This window comes from Clostridium sp. K13 (assembly GCF_019734195.1).
Classification (GTDB): Bacteria; Bacillota; Clostridia; order Clostridiales; family Clostridiaceae; genus Clostridium.
On the sequence record NZ_JAASHM010000006.1, the window covers coordinates 17,002 to 42,045 of the forward strand.

At 24.9% G+C, this 25,044-nt stretch carries 26 protein-coding genes; all 26 read right to left on the reverse strand.

Annotation, left to right across the window (positions count from 1 at the left end):
* Positions 1-153 precede the first annotated feature (153 nt).
* Positions 154-1,443 (reverse strand): bifunctional folylpolyglutamate synthase/dihydrofolate synthase, encoded by a 1,290-nt coding sequence (locus HCG76_RS05420; protein ID WP_221699213.1) that lies wholly within the window; start codon positions 1,441-1,443, stop codon positions 154-156.
* Between the two features lie 136 nt (positions 1,444-1,579).
* Positions 1,580-3,655 carry an FtsX-like permease family protein gene (locus HCG76_RS05425; RefSeq protein ID WP_221699214.1) on the reverse strand — a complete coding sequence of 692 codons (2,076 nt, stop codon included), beginning with the start codon at positions 3,653-3,655 and terminating at the stop codon, positions 1,580-1,582.
* Positions 3,645-4,412 carry an ABC transporter ATP-binding protein gene (locus HCG76_RS05430; protein WP_221699215.1) on the reverse strand — a complete coding sequence of 256 codons (768 nt, stop codon included), beginning with the start codon at positions 4,410-4,412 and terminating at the stop codon, positions 3,645-3,647. Before HCG76_RS05430 ends, HCG76_RS05425 begins: the two co-directional genes overlap by 11 nt.
* A 114-nt stretch (positions 4,413-4,526) precedes the next feature.
* Positions 4,527-5,552 (reverse strand): sensor histidine kinase, encoded by a 1,026-nt coding sequence (locus tag HCG76_RS05435; protein WP_221699216.1) that lies wholly within the window; start codon positions 5,550-5,552, stop codon positions 4,527-4,529.
* A complete protein-coding gene (locus tag HCG76_RS05440) occupies positions 5,549-6,217 on the reverse strand; it encodes a response regulator transcription factor (protein WP_221699217.1) in 669 nt (222 codons plus the stop codon). Before HCG76_RS05440 ends, HCG76_RS05435 begins: the two co-directional genes overlap by 4 nt.
* A 61-nt stretch (positions 6,218-6,278) precedes the next feature.
* Positions 6,279-7,049 carry a hypothetical protein gene (locus HCG76_RS05445; RefSeq protein WP_221699218.1) on the reverse strand — a complete coding sequence of 257 codons (771 nt, stop codon included), beginning with the start codon at positions 7,047-7,049 and terminating at the stop codon, positions 6,279-6,281.
* A 105-nt stretch (positions 7,050-7,154) separates the two neighbouring features.
* Positions 7,155-7,286 (reverse strand): DUF6019 family protein, encoded by a 132-nt coding sequence (locus HCG76_RS05450; RefSeq protein WP_221699219.1) that lies wholly within the window; start codon positions 7,284-7,286, stop codon positions 7,155-7,157.
* Positions 7,287-7,475: 189 nt separating this feature from the next.
* Positions 7,476-7,697 (reverse strand): ABC-2 family transporter protein, encoded by a 222-nt coding sequence (locus HCG76_RS05455; protein WP_221699220.1) that lies wholly within the window; start codon positions 7,695-7,697, stop codon positions 7,476-7,478.
* Positions 7,675-7,815: a hypothetical protein gene (locus HCG76_RS05460; RefSeq protein WP_221699348.1), complete on the reverse strand. Its 141-nt coding sequence runs from the start codon at positions 7,813-7,815 to the stop codon at positions 7,675-7,677. Before HCG76_RS05460 ends, HCG76_RS05455 begins: the two co-directional genes overlap by 23 nt.
* 34 nt (positions 7,816-7,849) lie before the next feature.
* Entirely contained in the window at positions 7,850-8,014 is a 165-nt protein-coding gene (locus tag HCG76_RS05465) for a hypothetical protein (RefSeq protein WP_221699221.1), read from the reverse strand.
* Positions 8,015-8,382: 368 nt separating this feature from the next.
* Entirely contained in the window at positions 8,383-9,510 is a 1,128-nt protein-coding gene (locus HCG76_RS05470; RefSeq protein ID WP_221699222.1) for a M56 family metallopeptidase, read from the reverse strand.
* A gap of 12 nt (positions 9,511-9,522) precedes the next feature.
* Positions 9,523-9,900, reverse strand: coding sequence for a BlaI/MecI/CopY family transcriptional regulator (locus tag HCG76_RS05475; RefSeq protein ID WP_221699223.1), 378 nt, complete (start codon positions 9,898-9,900; stop codon positions 9,523-9,525).
* 242 nt (positions 9,901-10,142) lie between these two features.
* Complete coding sequence (locus HCG76_RS18980; protein ID WP_260458275.1) at positions 10,143-10,913, reverse strand: CPBP family intramembrane glutamic endopeptidase; 771 nt, start codon at positions 10,911-10,913, stop codon at positions 10,143-10,145.
* Between the two features lie 117 nt (positions 10,914-11,030).
* Entirely contained in the window at positions 11,031-11,363 is a 333-nt protein-coding gene (locus HCG76_RS05485; protein ID WP_221699224.1) for a hypothetical protein, read from the reverse strand.
* A 114-nt stretch (positions 11,364-11,477) separates the two neighbouring features.
* Complete coding sequence (locus tag HCG76_RS05490; RefSeq protein ID WP_221699225.1) at positions 11,478-11,855, reverse strand: hypothetical protein; 378 nt, start codon at positions 11,853-11,855, stop codon at positions 11,478-11,480.
* Between the two features lie 91 nt (positions 11,856-11,946).
* The gene (locus HCG76_RS05495; protein WP_221699226.1) at positions 11,947-14,268 is read right to left on the reverse strand and encodes an extracellular solute-binding protein; all 2,322 of its coding nucleotides are present in this window, start codon (positions 14,266-14,268) and stop codon (positions 11,947-11,949) included.
* Between the two features lie 40 nt (positions 14,269-14,308).
* Positions 14,309-15,373 carry a DUF4179 domain-containing protein gene (locus HCG76_RS05500; RefSeq protein WP_221699227.1) on the reverse strand — a complete coding sequence of 355 codons (1,065 nt, stop codon included), beginning with the start codon at positions 15,371-15,373 and terminating at the stop codon, positions 14,309-14,311.
* Positions 15,370-15,906 carry a sigma-70 family RNA polymerase sigma factor gene (locus HCG76_RS05505; protein ID WP_221699228.1) on the reverse strand — a complete coding sequence of 179 codons (537 nt, stop codon included), beginning with the start codon at positions 15,904-15,906 and terminating at the stop codon, positions 15,370-15,372. Before HCG76_RS05505 ends, HCG76_RS05500 begins: the two co-directional genes overlap by 4 nt.
* Positions 15,907-16,104: 198 nt before the next feature.
* Positions 16,105-17,163, reverse strand: coding sequence for an LCP family protein (locus HCG76_RS05510; protein WP_221699229.1), 1,059 nt, complete (start codon positions 17,161-17,163; stop codon positions 16,105-16,107).
* Positions 17,164-17,244: 81 nt separating this feature from the next.
* Positions 17,245-18,456, reverse strand: a complete 1,212-nt coding sequence (locus tag HCG76_RS05515) for a hypothetical protein (protein ID WP_221699230.1) — start codon at positions 18,454-18,456, stop codon at positions 17,245-17,247.
* Positions 18,457-18,529: 73 nt separating this feature from the next.
* A complete protein-coding gene (locus tag HCG76_RS05520; RefSeq protein WP_221699231.1) occupies positions 18,530-19,993 on the reverse strand; it encodes a HAMP domain-containing sensor histidine kinase in 1,464 nt (487 codons plus the stop codon).
* A complete protein-coding gene (locus tag HCG76_RS05525; protein ID WP_221699232.1) occupies positions 19,990-20,676 on the reverse strand; it encodes a response regulator transcription factor in 687 nt (228 codons plus the stop codon). The genes HCG76_RS05520 and HCG76_RS05525 overlap by 4 nt, the downstream gene beginning before the upstream one ends.
* A gap of 538 nt (positions 20,677-21,214) precedes the next feature.
* On the reverse strand, positions 21,215-22,267 hold the full coding sequence (locus HCG76_RS05530; RefSeq protein ID WP_221699233.1) for a VanZ family protein: 1,053 nt from the start codon (positions 22,265-22,267) through the stop codon (positions 21,215-21,217).
* Between the two features lie 160 nt (positions 22,268-22,427).
* Positions 22,428-23,441: a phosphotransferase gene (locus HCG76_RS05535; RefSeq protein WP_221699234.1), complete on the reverse strand. Its 1,014-nt coding sequence runs from the start codon at positions 23,439-23,441 to the stop codon at positions 22,428-22,430.
* Positions 23,442-23,824: 383 nt separating this feature from the next.
* Positions 23,825-24,298 carry a hypothetical protein gene (locus HCG76_RS05540; RefSeq protein WP_221699235.1) on the reverse strand — a complete coding sequence of 158 codons (474 nt, stop codon included), beginning with the start codon at positions 24,296-24,298 and terminating at the stop codon, positions 23,825-23,827.
* A gap of 238 nt (positions 24,299-24,536) precedes the next feature.
* Positions 24,537-24,995 carry a hypothetical protein gene (locus tag HCG76_RS05545; RefSeq protein WP_221699236.1) on the reverse strand — a complete coding sequence of 153 codons (459 nt, stop codon included), beginning with the start codon at positions 24,993-24,995 and terminating at the stop codon, positions 24,537-24,539.
* Positions 24,996-25,044 lie beyond the last annotated feature (49 nt).

Consider the following 25,044-nt stretch of genomic DNA (forward strand, 5'->3'; position numbering starts at 1 on the left):
TTTTTGATTATTATATATTACATAATATTCAACCAAATTCTACCACATCTTAAAACGTTGTCAAGTCTCTATACAAAAAAGGTAGTTAATTAACAATCTTCTATTGTCAATTAACTACCTTTATTTTAATATCTAAGTTAAAACACACGCTTTTTAATTTTTATTAATTATTTTTCTCATATCTCCAACCATATATAATGATCCACTAGCTAAAATAAGATCATTTTCATCTGCATCATTTAATGCAGTTAAATATGCTTCTTTATAATCATCATAAGCCTGGCAATTTTCATTATATTTAATTATTTCTTTTTTTAAGTCCTCTGCAAGTTCTGCTCTTATTGAATTAGGAGTAACAGCATATACTTTTTTAGCCATTGGTGTTATTACTTTAATCATTTCTTCAACATCTTTATCAGCTAAAATACCTAAAATTAAATATAAATTATCATATTCAAAATATTTTTTTATATTTTTGCTTAGTGTTTGTATACCTTGTATATTATGTGCCCCATCAATAACAACATAAGGATTATTTGATAAAACTTCAAGTCTACCTTTCCAAATAACACTTTTTATACTTTTTGTTATGTTATCTATTGATATATCTGTTATATTTCTATTATTTAAAACTTCAATTGTTTTCATTGCAACACTTAAATTAATTATTTGATGCTCTCCAAGTAAAGGTAATAATATATCAATTTCATCATTATATTTTAATAATTGATATGGCTTATCCTCATTTACTACACTTTCAAATTTTAAATTATCACTGTTAGCAATATAAAGCTCTGAATCCATTTCAAAACACTTATTTTTAATAACCTTTAAAGCCTCTTCCTGTTGAGGATATATTACTGTAGGAATTCCCTTTTTTATAATTCCTGCTTTTTCGCCTGCTATTTCTTCTAATGTATTTCCTAAAAGATTAGTATGATCAAAGCTTATAGAAGTTATTACTTGAAGTATTGGTGTAATAACATTAGTTGAATCTAATGTTCCACCTAAACCTACTTCTATAACTCCAAAATCTATATTTTCTCTTTTAAAGTATAAAAGCATTAAAACAGTGATTATTTCAAATTCTGTAGGATGATTATATCCATCTTCTATTACCTTATCTACAGAAAGCTTAACCTCATCCATCAACGCTGCTAAAGTTTCCTTTGGAATATTATTTCTATTAATTTGAATTCTTTCTTCAAACTCTTCTATAAATGGAGAAGTATACATTCCAACCTTATATCCAGAACCCATTAATATTTCTGTTATCATTGAAGTTGTAGAACCTTTTCCATTTGTTCCTGCAATATGTATAAATTTTAATTCCTTTTCTGGATTACCTAAGTACTCTAATAACTTATGTGTTCTTTCTAATCCATAATTTGAACCAAAATTACCAACCTCAGTTATGTATTTCATTGCTTCTTCGTATCTCATTATTTACCTCATCTTAATCTTAACTTATATTTAAATTTACTAAAAAAATTAATATTTATGTAATAATTATATACTATATCTTACAAAATAAAAAGGAAGCCAATTAGGCTCCCAACTTTCAATATATTTACTTAATTTAATTATTAATGTTTCTCTTAAAAGTATAATATGTCCCCAAAAAGTAAGCTATATAAATACTTATTAGTAAAATAACTGCTAATACAATATTAGCTATAAAAGCTTTATCTCCTACATAAAATGCTATCTCTGTCTCTATAAGCTTAAAATAGTTACATGAAAATACTATAACACCTACTATAGCTATAGAAACAGGTACTATAAAGTAAATAGATATTTGCTTTAAGACTATTTTATTAATCTTACTCTCTTCAACTCCTAGCTTTCTAAGAACATTAAATCTACTTTTATGCTCAATTGAATCTGCTAATTGTTGAAGTGCTAGTACTGTTAAGCTAATCATAAGTAAAACTATACCTAAATATATTCCTAATATTCTCATTCCTAAATTAAGATTTAACATTTCGCTAGTTTCTACTGATTTTATACGTATAGCTATTAGCTCTTCAGAATAATCTACATACTCTTTATTATACTTTTCTATAATTTCTTTATTATTATCAGCATACCAATTAGGAATAATGCTATTTTCTACTTCTAAGGCTTCTTCATACTTTAAATCCTTCTTTAAATTTCCTATTAAGTTAGATGTAGCTAATGTTAAATTATTGCAAATATTATCAGGAACTATAATTACTGTATCTGTAAATAAATTAAATATTCCTTCGCCTAAACTTTCTTTATAAAAATCATTTGAACTTAACCTTAGCTCTTTACCACCTATATTTATCTTAGAATTTTCTTTTATAAATGACTGTATTTGATTTTCTTCTATAGACTTTGCCCAATGGGTTGTAAATTCATCTTCTTTTAATTTAATTTCATCATATCCAAGCATTGAACGCGCTTTATTAAACTGACTTAATTTAATTACATTTAAAGGTCTTGTCCATCTATCTGTTATATTAAAATCTTCTGGATTTATAAAATATTTATCTATAATACAATAGTCTTCTAAATTGTTTTCTTTATTCAAATAACTAACAATCTCTTCATAATCAAAGTTTGGGATTTCATCAATACTTTCATATCTACGATTTTCATCAATATTATAATAGGTTCTTACATCTATATCATAAGGAGCTCTATAATCTAAATATCCAAGACTCCATTGTGACATTATTAAGGTTACAATAAAGCTAACAGCTGCACCAAAAAAAGTTATAGATATTGTTGCCATTAATATAGGGGCTGTTTTAAGCTTTGATACTATTGTTCCTATTAAGAAAAGATTTGTATCTTCATACTTGAAATTAGTCCATCTCTCTTTAACTAAAATTAGTATATATGCTAAAGAATAAAACAAAGCATATGTTGCTATAATAAAGCTTACTAATGATATGGTTGTATAAACGGCTTCACCTACCATTGAAGTAACTGTCCTTTCATTAGCCTCTTTTATAAGTGATAATGTACAATATCCACAAATAGTATATAAAATAATTGCTAAAACAAAAATTCCTCCATATACCTTACCACTTCTTTTAAATTGAAATTCTGATCTTTTTTCTGCATTAATCATATTAATAAGTTTTAATTTTCTAAGGACTCTTATATTATTTATACCAATAATACAAAACATACCTAAAAAGAATATAAAAGTTATTACTACTGTATCCATGTATAATCTAAAGTTGAAAACTATTGCTTGTTTTGCCGTTAATAATATTAATGCTGTAACTACTTGTGAAAATAATGTTCCAACAAATATTCCTAAGAAAATAGCTATAAAACCTATTATTAATGTCTCTATGAAAAACATCAACGCTACATTTTTTTGCTCTGTTCCTAGTAATATATATGTTGCAAATTCTCTTTGCCTTCTTTTCATTACATATTTATTTACATATCCCACCAATATAGCTAACAATGCAGTTATTACATATGTAGCATATTTCATTATATCCTGTAGCATTTCAAAATTATAAGAATCCTCTGTTATTAACTCATAACTTGAACTTGATAATGACATAAAGGCATAAAACAAACTTACACATAATGTTATTGTTATAAAATATATAGAGTAATCCTTTATGGATTTTTTTGCATTAGTTATTGCTAGTTTAGCGTACATCCCTTACGTCACCACCTAACAATGCTACTACATCTAATATCTTATTAAAGAATTGTCTACGTGTATTTTCACCTCTTGCTAACTCTGTAAATATTTTTCCATCCTTAATAAATAATATCCTATTACAATAACTAGCTGTAAAGGAATCATGAGTTACCATTAATATTGTTGCATCTAAATCTTTATTTAAATTTGATATCATTTCTATTAACATTTGAGCTGATTTTGAATCAAGTGCGCCTGTCGGTTCATCAGCTAATATAAGCTTAGGATTAGTTACTAATGCCCTTGCACAAGCGGTTCTTTGCTTTTGCCCACCAGATACCTCATAGGGGTACTTTGAAAGTAAATCTTCTATCCCTAATTTTCTAGCAACATTTACTACTTTACTATCTATTTCACTTTTCTTAGTTTTATTTATTGTTAATGCTAAAGCTATATTTTCATGAATAGTTAATGTATCTAGCAAATTAAAGTCTTGAAATATGAATCCTAAATTTTCTCTTCTAAACCTTGCTATATTCTTTTGATTTATTTCCGTTAAGTCTTTTCCATCTAAATAAATATTACCAGAACTAACTTCATCAATTGTAGCTATTAAATTTAATAGAGTTGTCTTACCTGATCCTGAAGGCCCCATCACCCCTACAAATTCACCTTTTTTCACATTAAAGCTTATATCATCAATAGCTTTAACTATGTTACCCTTATTTCCATAATATTTTTCAATATTATTTATTCTTAATACTTCGTTCATTAATTATCACCTCAAGGATATTTTAACTTATATATAACATGTTAGATTCGATTTAATATTACTTTTAGGTGACAATGTTGTAACATTACTAATTTAACTAGCACTATAAATACATTATTTAACTGCATAAGTTTTCATTGTAAAGCTTCCTATAGGAAAAGTAATACTAACTTTTGTATAACAATTTATTTCTGATTCTATATCTATTAATAATCCTAACTTATCACATAACTTTTTGCATAAATATAATCCAATACCGGTAGACTTACTATTTACTCTACCTGTATTTCCTGTAAAACCTTTTTCAAATACTCTATCTAATTCATCAGAAGCAATACCAATACCATTATCCTCAATAATTAACTTAATTCCATTCTTTATATCTTCACAATATACCTTAACTTTTGAATCTTTAGTATTTCTGTATTTTATAGAATTTACTATTATTTGATTTAAAATAAACTCAAGCCATTTACTATCGCAATATACAAACCTTTCTATATTATCAATTTCTATATCTATATTATTTAAAATAAACCCTTGCTTATTTCTTGTAATAACACTATTTACGCAACTTTGTAAGCTTATTTCCTTTACAAGGTAATCTTTATTCACATCTTCACTTCTTGCATAAAATAAAGCTTGTTCTACATATCTATCAATTTCTTCTAACTGCATAAGTATTGCTGAACTTTTAGTTGTTCTATTATTTTCTTCAATTAATTTTATAAGGGAAATAGGTGTTTTTACTTCATGAATCCATTGTTCTATGTATTCTTTATAGTTTTTGAGCTTTGATTTTTCCTTATTTATTTCTTCTCTCATTGATTTACTTGATTTTTTTAGAATATAATAATAAGGCTCTGCCTCAAGAAAAGGTGGTACTTCTAAAACTTCGCTTAATAAATATTTTTTATCTATATTTAATATAGATTTTTCTATTAACTGAAAATAATTTTTTCTCTTCCTATAAGAAATAAAATGATAAATTAATAAAGTAATAATCCATGACAATACAATTACCATTATTACTTTAAATTCATTACCTATACTTAAAAGAAATATTGATAAAACTATTAAGGCTATAATATTTAAAGCTATTGTTCCACTCTTGCTTTTTAAGTAACTTTTTATAGTCATATTATGTAACCTTGTCCTCTTTTAGTTTTAATAAAATCTTTCAATCCTATTTCCTCTATTTTATTTCTTATTCTTGTAATATTTACTGTAAGAGTATTATCATTTACAAACATTGAACTATCCCATAAATACTCCATAATTTCAACTCTAGAAACAATTTTTCCTTTATTAATTAATAAATAATATAATATTTTTAATTCATTTTTTGTAAGCTCTTCACTATTTTCATTATACTCAATTGTACTTGTTAAAATATTTAATTTTAACCCATTATACTGGATTATATCTAAATTAGAATCATTAGGATATGCTCTTTTAATAAGTGAATTTATCCTAGCTAAAAGTATTTGCGTATTATATGGTTTTGTAATGAAATCATCTCCACCTAGTGTAATTGCCATAAGCTCATCTATATTAGTATTTCTGCTTGTTACAAAAATTATTGGTACTTTTGAAAAGCTACGTATTTCTGTACAAATTTTAAATCCATCATCCTTTGGTAAATTTATATCTAATAAAATTAACTCAGGTTTACTCTCTTTTACTACTTGTGGTATATTATTAAAATCCTTTGGTTTCAAAACTGAATAACCATTTATCATTAATAAACTTCCAATTTCATTTTGAAGTTGTTCATTATCTTCTATTATCATTATTGTAAACATATATTATTCTCCATTTATAATTTGTTTTATCCTTTAAACTTTATTAATCTACTTCCTATCATCAAAAATAAATATGATACCATCCCTCATGATTTCTTTCTATTACCCAATCTAATTTATCATGAAACCAATATGTATTAAATCCACTAGTTGTTGTAAATTTTAATCCTCCAACTTCTAGAATATAAGAATAATCAGAAAGATTTAACTCATATATATATTCATTTTTATATTTATTTTCAATTTCACTATAAATCATATCTTTATAATCCTTAATAAAGATTTCTTCCTTTATACTCTTACAATTCTTAAATTTATCAACTCTAGTTAATACCTCTTTTTTCTTTTTACAATACTCATTCTCAGTTAAAACACGTCTATAAAATAATCTTATATAATCAAATTTAGCCTCTTCAATATTTATACTATCAATATAATAATCCAATTTTCTTATTTCATTTTTACATACTATATCTATTTCATTTTTTAATTCATGTCTATACTTTTTATAATCAATAATTGTTTGTCTATAAATCTCTTTAATGAACTCTTTTTGCTTTTTACATAATTCCTCATTTTGAATATTATATTTTTCTAGTGAAATTAAAATATTCTTTAAAATATCTATTCTTATGCTATCCTTCAGAATTTCATCTTTTAAGCCACTTAGAATTTTATAAATTAAATCACTATTTAATTTATTATCCATTTCCTTATATTTAAAACGTATTTCATCTATTTTATCAATACAATATTTCCTTGAACAATTATATATAGCTATAAAACTCTCAATACTTTCACAATTGATTCCATTAATAATTCTTTCCCTCATTAATTCTTCCTACCTTAACATGTTATAATAACTTACTATTTATGTAATAATTATATGATATATTTTACAAATAAAAAAGGAAACCAAATTTTGATCTCCTATTAACTATAACTTTTTTTCAGTAATATCTCTATATGCATCCTTAATTCCATTTTTAACAGCCCATTTAATAACAAAATATAATGCAATTAAAATAATAATAGCTGTTCCACTACTAACCCCTAACTCTTCCCACATTAATATCTCTCCCTAAAACAAATTATTATTAGTCTATTCTAAAAATATATTTATTATGAAATCTAATATAGTAATTTATTCAATACGCTATTTAATTTATATGTTGCTAATACACAGTCTTTAGATAGCTCTACTAAATCAAAGTCTATAATTTCAAAAAACATCTAAAAATTGACTTTCAATTTATTTTTATGACCCTGTAGATTTATAATGACTTACCCCTATTTTCCATAACATTATAGATGGAATAATAAATAAAAAAGCACATAATGGTGATAACATATATAATACTTGATTTTTTCCTGCCTTATCTATTAAATAAAGAAATGGATAATAATTTATAAAAGCTAATGGAATTATATATGTTAAGAACTTTAATACCCACTTTTTATAAATATCTAAAGGATACATTATTTAGAGCATGAATAATCTCATATTCTCTCCTAAAAAGAGATTTGGTAGCTGCTTTTAATCCTGCTTTACGTTTTGACACTTTAAAGGCCTTACTTAAATTATTAACTTCTATCAAAGATTAACACCTCCTAAAAATTATTATGGTGAAATTATTTAACTTCTTCATATTCAGTCCAAGGAAAATTTCCATTGTAAATAATTATTCCCCAAACTGATCCTATACAAATTAATATCCATTGACTTATACTATCATTTTGAGTAAAATCCGTTATAAAATTTATAATATCATGTCCAGAAAATACAAGTAAAAGCAATGGCAATGCTGCAATAATTGAATTTATTTTATTAGTTTTCTTAGTTGTTTCTATTTCTATATTGCATATATTGCACTTTAATTTATTAGCTTTTCCTGTAAAATTTTTTCTATAACTCTATATTTTAGCTTTGTTTTACATTTTGGACAAATAATCATACCTCACCTCTTCTATATATATCTAAATCACATCTTCTCTTTAACTAAATACTCGACCTTGTTTTACTTATTATACCATATATTAAATCTTATTCCTTATATTAATTTATCAAATAACAATATCCCTTAAAATAGGAAAAGGTGCTTCACTCATTGAAACACCTTAATTAAACTAATATATTATAAAATATTTATATTAATTGCACACTATTATTCTGCATTATAACTAGAAGTTCCCAGAACCTCTCCAGTTTTAGTATCAACAACAACAACTGCTCCCCTAACAGCTTCCCCTAGATTAATCTCATTTCTAAATTCATCTACTCTTTCTTCCAATAAACTCCTTATACTTTCATCATTAGCTTCAATTTTAAAGTTTTTAACATTCTCATTAGTAGTTGTTGCTGTAGCACTTATTGCTGAACCTCCTAGTATCATAGCACTAACTAATAATCCGCCAAAAACCCTATTAAAGTTACTTGTCTTCTTTGTATTTAACATATTTAATAATCTCCTCTTTATATACTTTTTCTCACCACACAAATAGAAACATAAAAAATTAGGAACATCATTAACATTTTCAATAATACTTAAAATAGTATTACCATATTCTTTTCTTTCAGCATAAGACATATTTTCTGCAACAATTTCATCACAAGATATTTCACACCATTTTTCAAAACTATTATTCATTATATAAACTATTGGATTAAACCAATTAATAACTGTAATAATCAATTGTAATAACTTAAATAATAAATCATTTCTTTTATAGTGTATTAACTCATGCATTATTACAGGTATTAACTTTGAACTATATTCAATATTTGATGGAAAAATAATTGTAGGTTTAATAATTCCTATAATCATAGGACAACTAACTAGATAGCTTTTTTTAACTTTAATATTAGTAGCTATATTTAAATCTACCTTGCAGTTATAAATAGCCTCTTCCAAATTTTTATCACTATAATATGATTCTTTAATACTTTTAATAAACCTTTTATAACAATATAAATTCCAAATAATAAGTATACTCACACCTATTAACCAAATATAAAATAAATATCCTATTATATCCGCAAAGTAATTTGAACTTTCCATAGGTTTAAATATAATATTAAATCTTCCTATTCCAATACCTTTACTATGCTTAGGAATACTATTATAAATTAAAGTAATTGGAATAAGATAAAATATCATATTTAGCTTTAACATAAATAGATGCCACTTTGCTGAAAATATTTTTTTGGTAAAATAAGATAAAATAAAAAATAGTAAAAAGAATACACTTCCTGAAACACTTAATTTTAAAACTAGCTTTAATAATTCATTCATATATTCACCTTTCTACTTATTAGAAAACCATTCCTTTAATTCATCAATTTCTTTCTTGTTAATTTTCTTACCATAATACAATGCTGATAGGAACTTTTTAACAGATCCTTTATACATATCATTTATTATCCCTTCTGCTTCTTTTTGTCTATATTCTTCAATAGTAACAGCAGCTCTATAATAATTTGTTCTTCCTTTCTTATGTGAAGTTAAAACACCTTTCTCCATCATTCTAGATAAAAATGTTGATATAGTTTGACCAGACCAGGTCTTACCATTATCCCTTTCAACTATTTCTAGTAATTCAGAAGATGTCACTTCTTTATTTAATCTCCATATAATTGACATTAAATCCATTTCTGTATCTGATAATTTTTGAAATTTACCCATGATGTACACCAATCCTTTCGCATTTAACACTACACGTCTGTAGTATATTTTTATATTACTACACATTTGTAGTATATTCAAGTATTTTTTTCCTATAAATAATATTAGTTTTCTTTCTTCTCTATTAGCTCTAGAATATAATTTTCTGGTAAATATTAATCCACTTATAATTATATGATATATTTTACACAAAAAAAGGAAACCACTTGGTTTCCTATAATAACTTTAATACATTTCACTAATTAATTTCCAACAATATTCTTATTACTAGAAATCTTATATTTTATATTCATAATAGTTTTTGAAAGTACTCTTTCTAAAAAATGAGCTATTATTGGTAATAGTATTAGTCCACTTTTTACAAATACATATCCAATTCCAATAGAAAAGATAAATGATGAAACAATATCAATCATTAATTGTTTATTTACCTTTTTCTTTATAAGAATTCCTTGTGTTATTATCCCTAGACACCACACAATTCCATTAATAATTACAGTCCATATACTTGAATTATTTACGTTAAATTTCTCTAAAAAAACAAAAATAAAAGTTTGCATAAACATTCTCTGTGGAATTTCCATCATAATTCCTTCAAATCCATTTATAATAATTTCTGTTTTAGATATCTGTTCTTTTATGTTATTTTGTGATATTAATAATACAACTACAGCTACAGTAATAATCAAAATAATCCATAATGGTACATTTAAAATTTCTTCTATTTTAAATATATTTATCCTTGTTATTATTAACAATAGTATAGTTGGAATTATGGATACAATAGGCATTATTAATGAGCCTTTTATCTTAACTTTACTATTTCCTATTACTATACTAACTCCATATAATATTACCTCAATTACATATGCTAATACTAAACTAATTATTATAAAAACTAAATCCATATGCACCTCACCTAAAAATAATATTTTTTTACTTATTACATACAAATATTCATTAATACAAGTATTTATACCATCTGTTACTGCTACAATATTGCCATTATCCAATTTAACTAAACTGCTTATATATTCTACTTCATTATACATCCTGCTCTTAGGAACTTTTTATATGGTTTAAAACTTAAATATTAATAAATCTTAATTCTTTTTCAGCTTCTAAATAATTTATTTATTATATTTAATTTCTTTATAAATTGTGCCATCCCAATCAGAATAAACCGCTATATATTCATAGTTTGTATATTCCTTTATCTCATATACTTTTTTACCACTATCAGTTTTACAAATTAAAATATTTGAAATAGTATACGTCTCTTCAGGATTACCATAACAATACTCTTTTCCATTTAAATAAATTGATTCCCCTCGCTCTACAGCCTCATTTTTATAACTTTTATTATGTGAAACTCTATACCCAAATAAAGTTATAATAAAAGCTACAACGATTCCTCCCAAAAGCAACATCCTTATTGTCGGTCTTTTCTCTTCACTATTCAAAATATTCCTCCTATAACTCCTTTATATAAAGTATATCTTATACTGCTCACAAAACTCCTATTTATGGGGCTGTTTTAAAAGATAATAATATAAATATTACTACCAGATAAATACTTACTTTTTATCTATCATAGATTTTATAATCTCTATAAATTCACTCATTTGTTCTTCAGTTTCAAATTTATTACTTGGGATTATTATTTTCTTTTTATAACTAAGCCATCTTGTTGACACTATTAATATATATTTATCGATCACTTTTAATTCTACATATCTGTCTAATTTTATTTCTAGTTCATCATCATTACAATATATTAAAAGTTTTTTATCTTTTAATATTAATGTTTTTTCAGATGTAAAATATTTATCTTTCCTACACTTTTTTATTGCTAGATTTTTTGAAATTCTACTTATATCTTTATCTTCAGTTTTCTTTAACCAAAAAAACACTATTGAAGTAAGAATAATTGTATTGGTAAAAAAATACAACAAATTTTGTAATTTTATTGAATAATATATCCCACTAACAACAGCAATAGAACAAATATTAAATATACTATATGAAAATTAATAGTTAATTTAATTATTCTAATAAATATACTTCTACATCACTAATAATTTCAGAAACAGCCTTATTAATATCCAAATCATTATCTATTATCTTAGAAAACTTATTTGCTACCTCTGTAACTAATATTAAATTCACTTTAGGTGCTACATCTAAACTCTCTATTATATCTACAAAAGTATTTATATCTTCATCATTTAACCAATATTGAGGAGTTTTAATTAATACTCCATTATTATCAACATCTCTTTCAATATATTTAATATAGTGATTCTTATCACTATCAAAAACATACTCATTTATACTATCATTTGGAATTTTTAATCCATTAATAAAAGCTTCCCTATTTAAAGTAATTTTTTCTGTTTCATTAATTTCATCAATTAAATACTTTACTGCCTTTATAGCATTATCTTTATTTTTACTTTTATTATTTACTGATATCTTAGTTGATGGTGCAAAAAAGTTACCACTTTCATTAGTGATTATTTTATAATCTATATTATCTTGATATAATAGCATGTTTATTAATAAATATACATCTGATCTACTTCCTATTTGCCCATATGCTAATAAAGGCTTATCAGGTGAGCATGTCATTTCTCTAATGTTCATTTCTGGCATAAATATATCACTATTACTATTTAAACTAACTCTTATTCCATCCTCAACTTTATTTTCTTCCTTGTATATATCTTCCTTGACTTTGCACAAATTATAAATTTCTTTTGCATTTTCTAAAAAATCAGTTAAAGTATCTTTATTTATCACTCCATCACTATCAATCCAATTAGCTCCAAATCCATAATATAAAGAATATATAAATTCTTCAGGAGTTCCTAGACTTTGTACTATCCTATTGTCACTTTTAGCACTTTCTTCTTTTGCAACATCTAAAAATGACTTCATATCATTTATATGTTCTATAACTTCCTTAGGTCCTATGAACACTGGAATAGAAATACTAAGTGGAATTTCATAAATCTTTTCATCTCTTTTATACTCAGATGCTATATTAACAAATGATTTATCTTTATTTAAATTAACTACTTCACTAATATCAGCTAAAATTCCATTTTCAATATATGAATCAACAGGAAGATTATCTAATAATATTATATCTGGTCCTTTTCCAGCCATAATTTCAGCATTAAGACTTTTAATTGCATCAGAAACTGTTTTTCCATTTTCATCATTTAAAGCTACTTCATATTTAATATTAATATCCTTATTCTTTATATTAGATCTAGTGATAGCTTCATTTAAATTCTTATTTTCAGTTAAAGAAAATACAACAATTTCATTTTCTTCAATCTTCATATCTACTCCATCACATCTATAAATTACAAGAAAACTTTGCCCTGTAATATTGTTGCTAAAAGTATATAAGAATTCATTATTACTAAGTTCAATTATTTTTATCCCATTTATACCTGCATCACATAAATACTTACTATCAGTAATTACAGGTGTTATTTTTTCATCATCCAAATTATAAGTAACTATATCTTCATTTTGTAAAAAGAATAAATTATTATCACTTTCACTATTAATTAATGCTGAATAACTTTCTGCATTTTCTTCATCTAAAGCATCTTCAAGCTTATCTAAACCTTTTATTAATTCTCCAGTATTAATATCGTATAATAATATACTTTCAGCTGATTTAATTATTAAATAATCTTCATTAACAATAAAGCGCTCAATATAAGAATCACATTTATATACTCTCTTTTCTTCAAAACTTCTACTGTCAATTTGTATAACTTCATTCCTATTATCAGAATAGTACATTAAATCACCATTACTTAATGAATTAAACATAATTGGCGAACCATTAAATCCAAATTCAGCGTTTATTTCCTCTTCAAAGACTTTATCTATCTCTGTAAAACTACCATCATTATCTATTAACACATATCTTATTCTTTGAATTGCAGTTTCTTCATCAATAATATCTGCTAATAATATACGTCCATCTTTAATAGGATTAACATATCTAACACGAGTTCCATATATCTCTGGAACATTTATTGCTTTTTCTTCCCAAGTCTCCCCATTATTATGTGAAATATATACTTTAGTATCAAAGTCTATATCATCTGTTACTGCTTCAATATCACCATTATCCAATTTAACTACACTACTTATATATTTTACTTCATCTGAAATCTCTATTATTTCTTCCTTTAATTTTATATCTTTCTTTTCAGTCTCTACATTAACTTCTGTAGCATTAACTTCTGATACTTCTATATCTTTTGAACAAGATATTAAAGAAATAGACAAAATACATATTAAATATATTTGAATAATTTTAATTATTCTCTTTCTCATAATTCCCTTCCCCCTTAAATACTCATAATCCCTTATATTATTAATTCTTTTTAAGTTTGAACTTCACAATAGTGCCATCATCTTTAATTATTTCTAAATATAGGTTTTCATTTTCATCAAAAACTGTTGCTTCAAATATTACTTTTATATACTTAACATTATCCTCTTCCTCTGAAATTATAGTTTCTAAAATACCAAAGGTTTCTCCATTATCATTAGTTAGCTTCATATCCGTAATAATCAGTGATAACTCATAAAAATTCAATTCACTACAATCTTTAATAATTATTTTCATAGCTGTAGGTGATAATTCAGCTGAAACAAGCTCCATTTCTCCTGTACTTTCTAAACTGCTATAACTATAATTTATATCTTCTTGAATAATAGAATTAACATCTAAATCAAATGACCATAAAGATTTAAACTTTTTAAATATTTTGATTCCCCTTGCCGTATATGATTCTTTATCTAATTCACTTACACTTGGATCCCATGATAATTTTGATTCACTATTAGTCATTAAAGTAATTTCATTAATATTTATTTTCAAATAATTACCATTTATTTGTTTATCTAATGGATAAGTAAAGTAACAATGAACTTCCTTATTTTCTATATCAACCTCTGACTTTGACATAAACATAGGCTGTTGATTTTTTTTATCCTCATAATCAATATCCATATCTACAAAAATACTTTCTAATTCATCTATTAAATTACTATCTTCAAAGTTAATTACAAAAGAAGCAAATAAAGTTTTGCTATTTAATATTACTTTATCTATTTTAATTTCAACACCATCACTAGAAACTGTATAATCTTGTAGCTGTTTGTAATATCCATTTTCAACAGCTTTTTCAACACCTTGATTGTATTTAAATATAAATTCTTTTATTGTAGCTAGTACGTTTTCTCCTTTAATAGAAAAAATTCCTGTAACTAAAATTAATAAAACAGCTGCAGCTATAAATCCATTATTAAATCTTCTTTTTTTCTTTTTACTTTTTCTTATTTCTTCAAAGGCAATATCTTTCTTCTTTAAAATACTCTCTGGAATATTTATCTCATCATTTACTACCTTATTTAACTTATCATCAAAATTCATAAATGACTCACATCCTTCCCAACATACTCCTTAATATAAAACACCCTTAATTTTTCCTTTGCTCTGCTTAATCTACTTTTAACTGTGCCTTCCTTAATATCTAATATCTCTGCTATTTCCTTTATCAAAAAACCATTAACATAATATAAAACAATAATTTCCTTGTACTCATCACTTAATATATTAAGAACTCGATCAAAATCTAATTTATCCTCAACACTGTCAACACAAATACTATCTCCTTTTTCATATTTGCTATAATCATCTATATAATCAATTTTCTTATCTTTCATTATGGAATTGCAGTTATTTATAAGAATTCTAATAAGCCATGTATTAAAATACTCTGGACGTTTTAATTGTTTTATATTTTTAAATGCAGACATTATAGTTTCTTGAATTGCATCTCCTATAGCTTCTTCATTAGACATCCTACTCTTAGCAACTTTGTACATTTGAAGCATATAGTTATCTATAAGCTTTATAAATGCTTCTTCATCACCCTTCTTTGCTTTTCGTACCAATACCTCCATCTACTTTCCTCCCACTTAATATGTACATATCTAATTGTTAGATTACCTTCTCTTTTAAAAGGTTCCATTAATTTCATGTTTATTTGTAATATTTAAAATAATAAAAAATTAAAAGTAATTAATATTTAAAAAACCCTCTGTTTTAAATTAAACAGAGGGCAGGTAATTTAATAAATAACTAATTCACTAAATTTAATATTATTCTCCAAATCCGTTATATTCATAATAAATACTTGTATCTTTTTCCGTACTTCTATTTAATATGAAATCTGGTAAAGTATCATTAAAAATAAAGTCATTAAGTATTAAAGCATTTTTATAACTATCCATTCTTAACCCCATATTCCCATTTATTTCTTCATCTACACAAAGCTCTAAAGCTGGTATACTAAGTTGCTCTGTATTAAAATTTGAAAATTTATAAATAGTATATGCCATGTTTACACACTCAATAATATCTATATTGGTTTTTACATAGTCTAACATTTCGTTTCCGATTTCAAAGTACTTAATAGGATTAGTTTTTTGTAATTTCTCAGCAACTTTAAAAAGAACCTCCCTTTGTCTTTCAGTTCTTTCAAAATCATCACCAACACCTTTTCTTATTCTTGCATAGGATAAAGCTTGTTTACCATTTAACCTTTGTAAACCTGCTTCTTCTACTGAACAATCATTACCACCAGTATCAATTCCTATATATTTATTCAATTCATGTAATTGATACTCTTGAACATCAATGTCAATTCCACCTATTTGATCAATTATAGCTTCAAACCCTTCAAAATTTATCATCACATACTTTTCCAAACTCAAATCAAAATTATATCTTATAGTATCCATTACAAGTTCTACTCCACCTAGACTAAAAGCTGCATTTATCTTATCTTCTCCATATCCAGGTATAAATACTATTGTATCTCTATATAGTGATGTTAATTTAACCTTTTTATTATTACTATCTAAGGTTGCAATTATTAGAGAATCTGACCTTCCCTCCTCAACTGAAAAGTCCACTCCATCTGCACCAATTAATAATATATTTGTAATTCCATCAACCTCTTTCAATTCAATACTTTCTTCATTTAACTTATTATTAGTTTGTTTATCTGATACAGTTGAATTGTTACTCTTAACATATATCTTACTTCTAACATAGACATATCCTGATCCTATTAATATTAAACAACATATAAATATTGAAATAATAACTATTAAACTTTTTTTATATTTATTTTTTATCTTTTTATACTGATTCATAAGACTCCCCTCTTTCTTACCATTATCTATGTTTAAATCCTTCTTTTCCCTACAATTAAATTCCTTACTAATTATCTTAAGTTATTTATTCAGCTTAATTTTTATTATCTTATCTATAACAAATCCATATTCTGATAAAGTTCTATTAAATACCTTAATCTCTCTTTCATCATTACTTACAGATATGTTACTTATATAAAACTCCTCTAATTCATTTTTATCAGCTTCATATGCAGTTATACTATTCTCTATATCCATGCCATTTATTTCTGCTATCTTTAGCGAAACTTTTTCTCCATCATCTTCACAGTAGTATATTTTATCTTTACTAGGAAATAAATTTAGTCCCTTTAAAGTTATTAATCCCTCTCCTTGTTTAGTTGAATATTTCATAAACTCTTTTCTAGTTTTATTATTTAAATTATACATTTCAACCACTTCTTCAGAATCTTTGCATGATGTAAAAATAATTATTTCATCATTTATAACATGAAAATTTCTGAAGCTACCTATTGTATTTTTTTCAATTAACTTATTAGTAGTTAAGTCTATCACTAGCAAAGTATCCGGATTGCTATAAGTATACATATAAGTATCTTCTATTCCTACTTCCCCATTAAGAGCTTCTATCGCTAAAGTACTTATTGCTGATAGGAATAACCTATCTCCTACAACATTACACTGTAAAATAAAACTTAACTCTTCTGGCATTTTAATTCTTCCGCTACTACTAGTTTTCAAATTTGTCCAACTTATATAATCATTCGTAATATTATTAATTGTTGTATCATTCATAATTTCAATTAAATATTCTCCTGATAATTCATATCTACTTTGTTCATTATTTATTAAACTTTCTTCTGTCTTAAATGTATTCTCGCTATATCCATCTATTATTAAAACTTTATTATTGTCTAAACTATTTAAGTAAAATGTTTTATTTATATTTCTATATTCATCACTAATAGATTTTTTATATTCACTAGTAGCTTTATCTCCATCAATTTTAACGTTTATACTGTTCATTAAATATCCATTAACATAATTTTGTCTTATTAATGTTGATCCATCCTCCCTTTCTATGTAAATATTAGAAAAATCTTTTATATGATTTTCCAAAGGAATTATTTTTGTTGATATAACCTTTAATTCTGGTTCTGTGTCCGATTTAACATCTTCTGTAAGAATTATTGACTGGTTTAAAGCTTTCTTCTCACCAGTACATCCTATAATATTAAAAGTTAAAAATACTATACTAAATAATATTATTGATCTTATTGTATTTCTTACCATAAGTTTTACCTCCTCTATAAATTCATTATAAATAGTTAATGTTGTCAACTTATTATAAGATGTTATCAAAATGTTACCAAATCAGATTATTTTTAGGTATTTTAATTGTTACAATTACTTTTTCATCATAATTAAATTCTATACTTCCTCCATAGCTTTCAACTATTTGTTCACATATAAATAAACCTAATCCATTACTGCCAAGCTTTCTAGACTTCTCAATATTTTCCCTATAAAAAGGCTTTAACACATTTTTAATTCCTTCTTCACTTATTTCATCACTATAATTTTCAACTTCAAAAATATATAACTCTCCTTCTTCTATAGATTTAATATTTATAGTTGTATTTGCTTTTGAGTATTTAATAGCATTATCAATAACATTTATAAATATACTTCTAATATCTTCTTCATTACATTCTAAAATTGCATCTGAAATATCTGCCTTTACATTCAGCTTATACTTTGGAGCTTTTATAGATAGATCCTTTATTATCTCTTCTAATGTATATTTTATATTTATTAAGGTTTTGCTCTCTTTCTTTATATCAGTTTTGTTTTTAGAAACCTCAATTAAAGCGACTACCATCCTATGCATTCGATCACTCTCTTTTTCTATTCTTTCTAATGCATAATCACGAAATTCATCATCATTAAAATTTTCTTGCTGTAATATTTGAACATATCCTGATATTGTAGTTAATGGAGTTTTTAATTCATGGGTAACATTATTAAAGAATTCTGTTCTTGTAGTTTCTAAAGCTACAACCTTTTCTTTTTCATTGCTAATAGTAATTATCTGATTCTTTATTTGTCTTTTCATTGAAGAAAACCCTTTAGATAACTCACCAATCTCATCCTTTGTATTAATATTAATATCTATATCATATTCTCCCTTTTCTACTTCCTTAAAAGCTGCTCTTAACCTTACTAAAGGTTCTACAATCTTACCACTCAATAAATAAACAGCTAGTATCATAACAATAAAAACAACTATATTAACACTCTTAACAACTCCAATAAAATCATTTATACTACTATAATAATCAGTAAAATCCTTAGTTAAAATTATAGTTCCAATATATTTTTTATACATATACAACGGAAATATTGTAGCTGCAGTTAATTTTTCGTCTTCATAATAAATATCTAGTAAATTTTTATTCTCTATTTCCTCATAACTATACTTATTAATTCTATCAACATCATAATTAATAGAACCGTTAGCTAGCTTATACTTATATAGATGTTCATTATTCTCATTTAAAACATAAAGCTCACACCTTTTATCTTCACTAATATTAGTTGCTATCTCCGGTATATGTTCTATAATATTTTCTTTAGTTAAATCAATTAAGTTATACTGAGCATAAGAATTAACAAACCTATATGTACTCTTATATGCTAAATACATTTCATCTTTAACTTCATTAATAACAAAATTAGTTCTCATCTCATTTATAAGAAAGTTTAAAATTATAAATGAAATTGAAAATATAATTATAAATCCAATACCAAATTTATATCTTATCTTCATACCTTATCTGTCCTTAACATATAGCCTGTCCCAAATACAGTTTCTATAGAATTATTATCTTTAAGCTTTTGCCTTAATCTTCTTATATGTACATCTACTGTTCTTGGGTCTCCAAAGTAATCATATCCCCATACAGAGTCTAAAATCTTCTCCCTAGTTAAAGCTCTGTTGCTATTTTCTATAAGATAAAACAATAAATCTAACTCTTTAGGTTTTAGTTTAACCTCTTCATTATCTACAGAAACCCTTCTAGCTTCCTTATAAATATCTATATTTCCTATTTTCATATAATCAACATTTTCACTTTCCACTGTATTAACTTTCTCAATTCTCCTTAATGCTACATTAACTCTAGTAACACATTCACGTATATTGAAAGGCTTCGTCATATAATCATCAGCACCTAATTCTAATCCTAGTATTTTATCAACAACATCATTTCTAGCAGTTAACATAATAACTGGAGCACTATATTTGGCGAGTTGTTTACATACCTCGAACCCATTAATTCCTGGTAACATTAAATCTAATAACACTACATCTGGATTGAAGACATGAAAAATCTCAATTCCTTCTTCACCACTTAATGCATGTCTTACTTCAAAACCTTCGCCTTTAAATGTATATCTTAAAATATTAGATATATCTGGATCATCTTCTATTATTAAAATTCTTTTTCCCATATTCCCTCCAAAACAATTACTTATATACCATTATAATACATTATTTTACAAACAACAAAATCTACTTGAATTTTTTCTTCAAGTAGATTTCTCATAACTTATTCTTATAATCTTTTAAAATTTGAATTTGTCAAGTTTCTCATTATGCTCATTTGGTAAGGTTATATTTTTTGCTCATATGGTCTAAATCACCATATTCATATTATTTTACATCTACTTCAAATATATCATTACCATATACATTCATTGAATCCATCTTACTCCCCCTATTTACTTTACTTAGCTAAGTATTACATATATTAGATGGATATCCCAATAAATATGTTCAATATAATTTTATTTTTCATAAAATTATAGAGCAGTTCATAATGAACTGCTCCCTTTAGAAATATATTCTGCTATGATAATCCTAGCTTTTTAGTTTACCATGATGGATATTTAAGGATTCCAAATCAAGAATTAATGAAAGAATTTGAACATGTTTTAGCTATAGCCATTTAATTTTTATTTCATTTTGACAACTAGATATTGATAAAATTTAATTTGCAAATCTCATCTCATTATAATAATTTTCATTAGAATCTAAAAATCTTATATTTAGGCTCTTGCTCTCTTCACCATTATACAAGTTATCTATATCATTATTTTCTAAAACCTCAAAGCTTGGAAATACAACAAGAAAGTATTCATTGGGATTTATTTCTTCAACATAGTTCCTACCATTGAAGATTACCTCTACTTTACTTGCATTTTTATTTTTACCAAACACCACAATAGACATTGAAATATTATCTTCATTGTTATTATCATAGATAGTGCTAATACTATAATCTCCATTGCTTTTTTCATACTGTCCCATACTTGTTCTACTATCAAGCCATCTATCATTTAAAACACTCTCTACACCTATAAGATTTATATAATCCCCTTCATCTCTTAAAAACAATTTATATCCTGCAACATCTTTTACAGCTTCAAAATCCGTGTTGCTACTATACTTGAACACGGCTCTTGCAATGTCCTCATTAGATCTATTAGCAGATATAGTTGAATTATATATAGTTATAATAGTAAAAAGTACTACTGCACCAAACATAATACTTAAGGGTTTAATACTTAATACTACTAAATTACCATCATATTTACTTGTAACTCTACTAATAAAATTCCTTAGTTTTGTTTTCTTTATAACATAATAAAATAAATTAAATATGAAAAAACCTAAAACTGCACCTAAAGTATTAAATATTATGTCATCAATATCAGTTAAGTTAATTGGAGTAGATAATTGAATAAGCTCTATTGCAAGGGATGCATAAAATCCATATAAGGCTATATTAAAAATTTTATTTTTCTTTTTAAATAATAGTGGAATTAAAAAGCCTAATGGTACAAATAACAAAACATTACCAACTACATTGTAAATAGCGTTTCCTATACCCATAAAATTATCTTTAAACATATTTATCGTTTCTACAAATGGTATATAGTTAATATAAAATCTATGTTGAAATCTTATTTGTAACATCCCCATTTTGCATATAGTTAAATTAATTAATATTAGAAAATATATGAAGAATATATTTATCATAACTTCTCTTAATATGTTTTTTTCTTTACTTTTAATTAATACTATAATTCTATATATAGCCCAAGTTACAATTAATATAGCAGCTATATATATATATATGATATAGTTATCATAGTTATCTCTCCTTTTTTAATATAATATAATATAATAATACAAATATTTATCTAAATTCTACTAAAATAATATTTAAAAGCTCTATAACCTTATCACATATATCAGATTTATCTATTAACTCAATCCAAAGCATAACATTAGGGAAAAATGAAATATAAATAACCTTTCTATACTCCTCTAACAAAAGATTTTCAATATCTGTTAATTTATATGACGATAGTATATATTGCATCATATCATCTTGTATTATTTTCATTTTACTATATATTTCTTTTGCTGTTAGTATTTCAAAATCTTCAATTGTTAAATAATACATTGTCTCATTTAAAAAGCAATTAATATTAACCTCTGTTCCAAACATATTAAAATCAATTATTCCTACAAAGTTATCATTATCATCAACTAAGATATTACTGTAGTTTAAATCTCCTTGATATACACACCTAGGTAATTCATTTAGACTAAGCTCTATTTTATTTCTAGCTTTTATATTTTCATCTACTAACTTACTTGCTAGCTTATTATATCCTTTTTCCTTTAATTTCTTAATAAGGTTATCTAAATTTTCTTGCTTTTCATCTATATCAATATCAAATGGACCTAATTCTATTAGGCTCCACATTGACCTATTGTTAGATAAATCAACGTTAGTAAAATTTCTTGCTAATTCACCAATATGTTTAATTACTGTCTTTTTAAAGTCATAATCTATAAGTTCCCCCTCTTTATAGAAATTGTATAAAGCATATTCCTCCATATAGCATGTATACTTTTTACCTTCTTTAATAAATTCATACGTTAAAGTTCCCATTTTATTTCTAATAATGTTTGGACAGTATACTCCTATACTTATATATCTTTCAATAAGTCTACTTATATCCTCCAAAAACCTTTCGGTAATTGCTACAAAGTTGGTTATTTTTAATACATATTTATTATCAATTATGTAATTATATCTTTTATCATCTTCATCATGAGAAGTATCTATTACGTTGCTTATCTGCTTAAAATCAACCCCGTAGCTATTGCAAATGTTTCTTATATCATTATTACTAAACATTTTACTCCTTCCCCCCTTATATTTTCTTTTTAAAAATCTAAATTATACCTATTTTGCTATTACCTTTAATGTAAACTATGTACTTGCTGCATTAATTTGTCTATCACCTTATAATCTCTTATTTTCATAAATTCACCTCTAATAAACAATCCATTTTATATCTATAAAACTCAATAAAAAAAATAGCAAAATCGCCTACAAATACTTACAACCGCTTTTGCTTAATATTTAAAAATAGTAACCTTAGCAACTTATCTTTCAGTTAATTGAGCTGCTTGTTTAGAAACAAACTCCCTCTTTTTATTAATAAAAGTTTACTAGCTTTTCTTTAAATTTCTATATCACCTAATGCAAAATTGGAATTTAACTTACTATATATAATTTTAAAATTGAATATCTCTAAAATATAAATATAGTTTTTCTGTAACATCTTTATCCAAAGGATTTTCTTTTAAACTTCTAATTATTGGAATAAGCGTGCTGAAATCATGTGTTTCTAATAAATTGTTAATCCTTGTATTATTGCTTATTGTATTATTTAAATTCCATAAAGCTGTATATAGCAATTTATTTTCCTCATAATATGATGTTTGTATATATACCGATGTGGCTTGTCCTGTGGCTGACGATAATATAGCTGTACCTAATATTTTTTCATCAACAGAGTCCTTAACCTTAGCTTCTTCAATAGTTTCTATACCATGACAAATTAACTCTAATTGAATACCAAACTCATTGTCGCTAGTTTTTGTAATTGTTTTGTAACTTCTTATTTTGCTAAACTGAAATATATTAAATAATACTAAAAAAAGTATAAATATTATTAACATATATTTTTTACTTTTACTGTTAATCATTTTACCTCCAATATATCTACTATAAAATATTAGTTACTCTAATATTTTATTTAAAAACTAACATGGAATAATATTTAAAATCATCCTCAGAATATAACTTTTAAATCAATTAATAACTGATTATTTAACTATACTACTTTTATTAAAACTAATTAGTGGTGCACAGTCATCACCTTTATTACTTACTGAACAAATTCCATACCATAAAACATCTGGATAATCTCTTATTATGACTTTATCAAAAATTGATAAATCTTAATTCTTTTTCAGCTTCTAATTTAGATTTATAAAATATAACTTCATTGTAGGGTTTAAGATTATTTTTCCAATTAGTAGTTGTTTCCAAAAACTCTTTTCCACTAGTTGCAATTAGAAAACACTCTCTATTTTTATTTATATAGCATATTGGTAAATCACTTTGTAAATCTGTCATTGAACCCACAGTTCCAATTAAACCACCTTCCCTATCAGTTGCAAAAACATCTACCTGAGGAACTGTATAAAATGATACTTTAGGAATATTATCATCAAAAATAAAATGTATATCATACTCATCAGCATATTGTTGATAAGTTTCATTTTTATCATTTGAATTCATATGATAAACAGTAGTACCTGATTTAATTACTTCCGTATCTTCTATAAATATAGCTGCACAATTTTCTCTTTTTGTTACATCTAAATATACCTTATTCATTTTTCCTCCATTACTCCTCCTATAAACATACTTACCGTAGTAACTTATA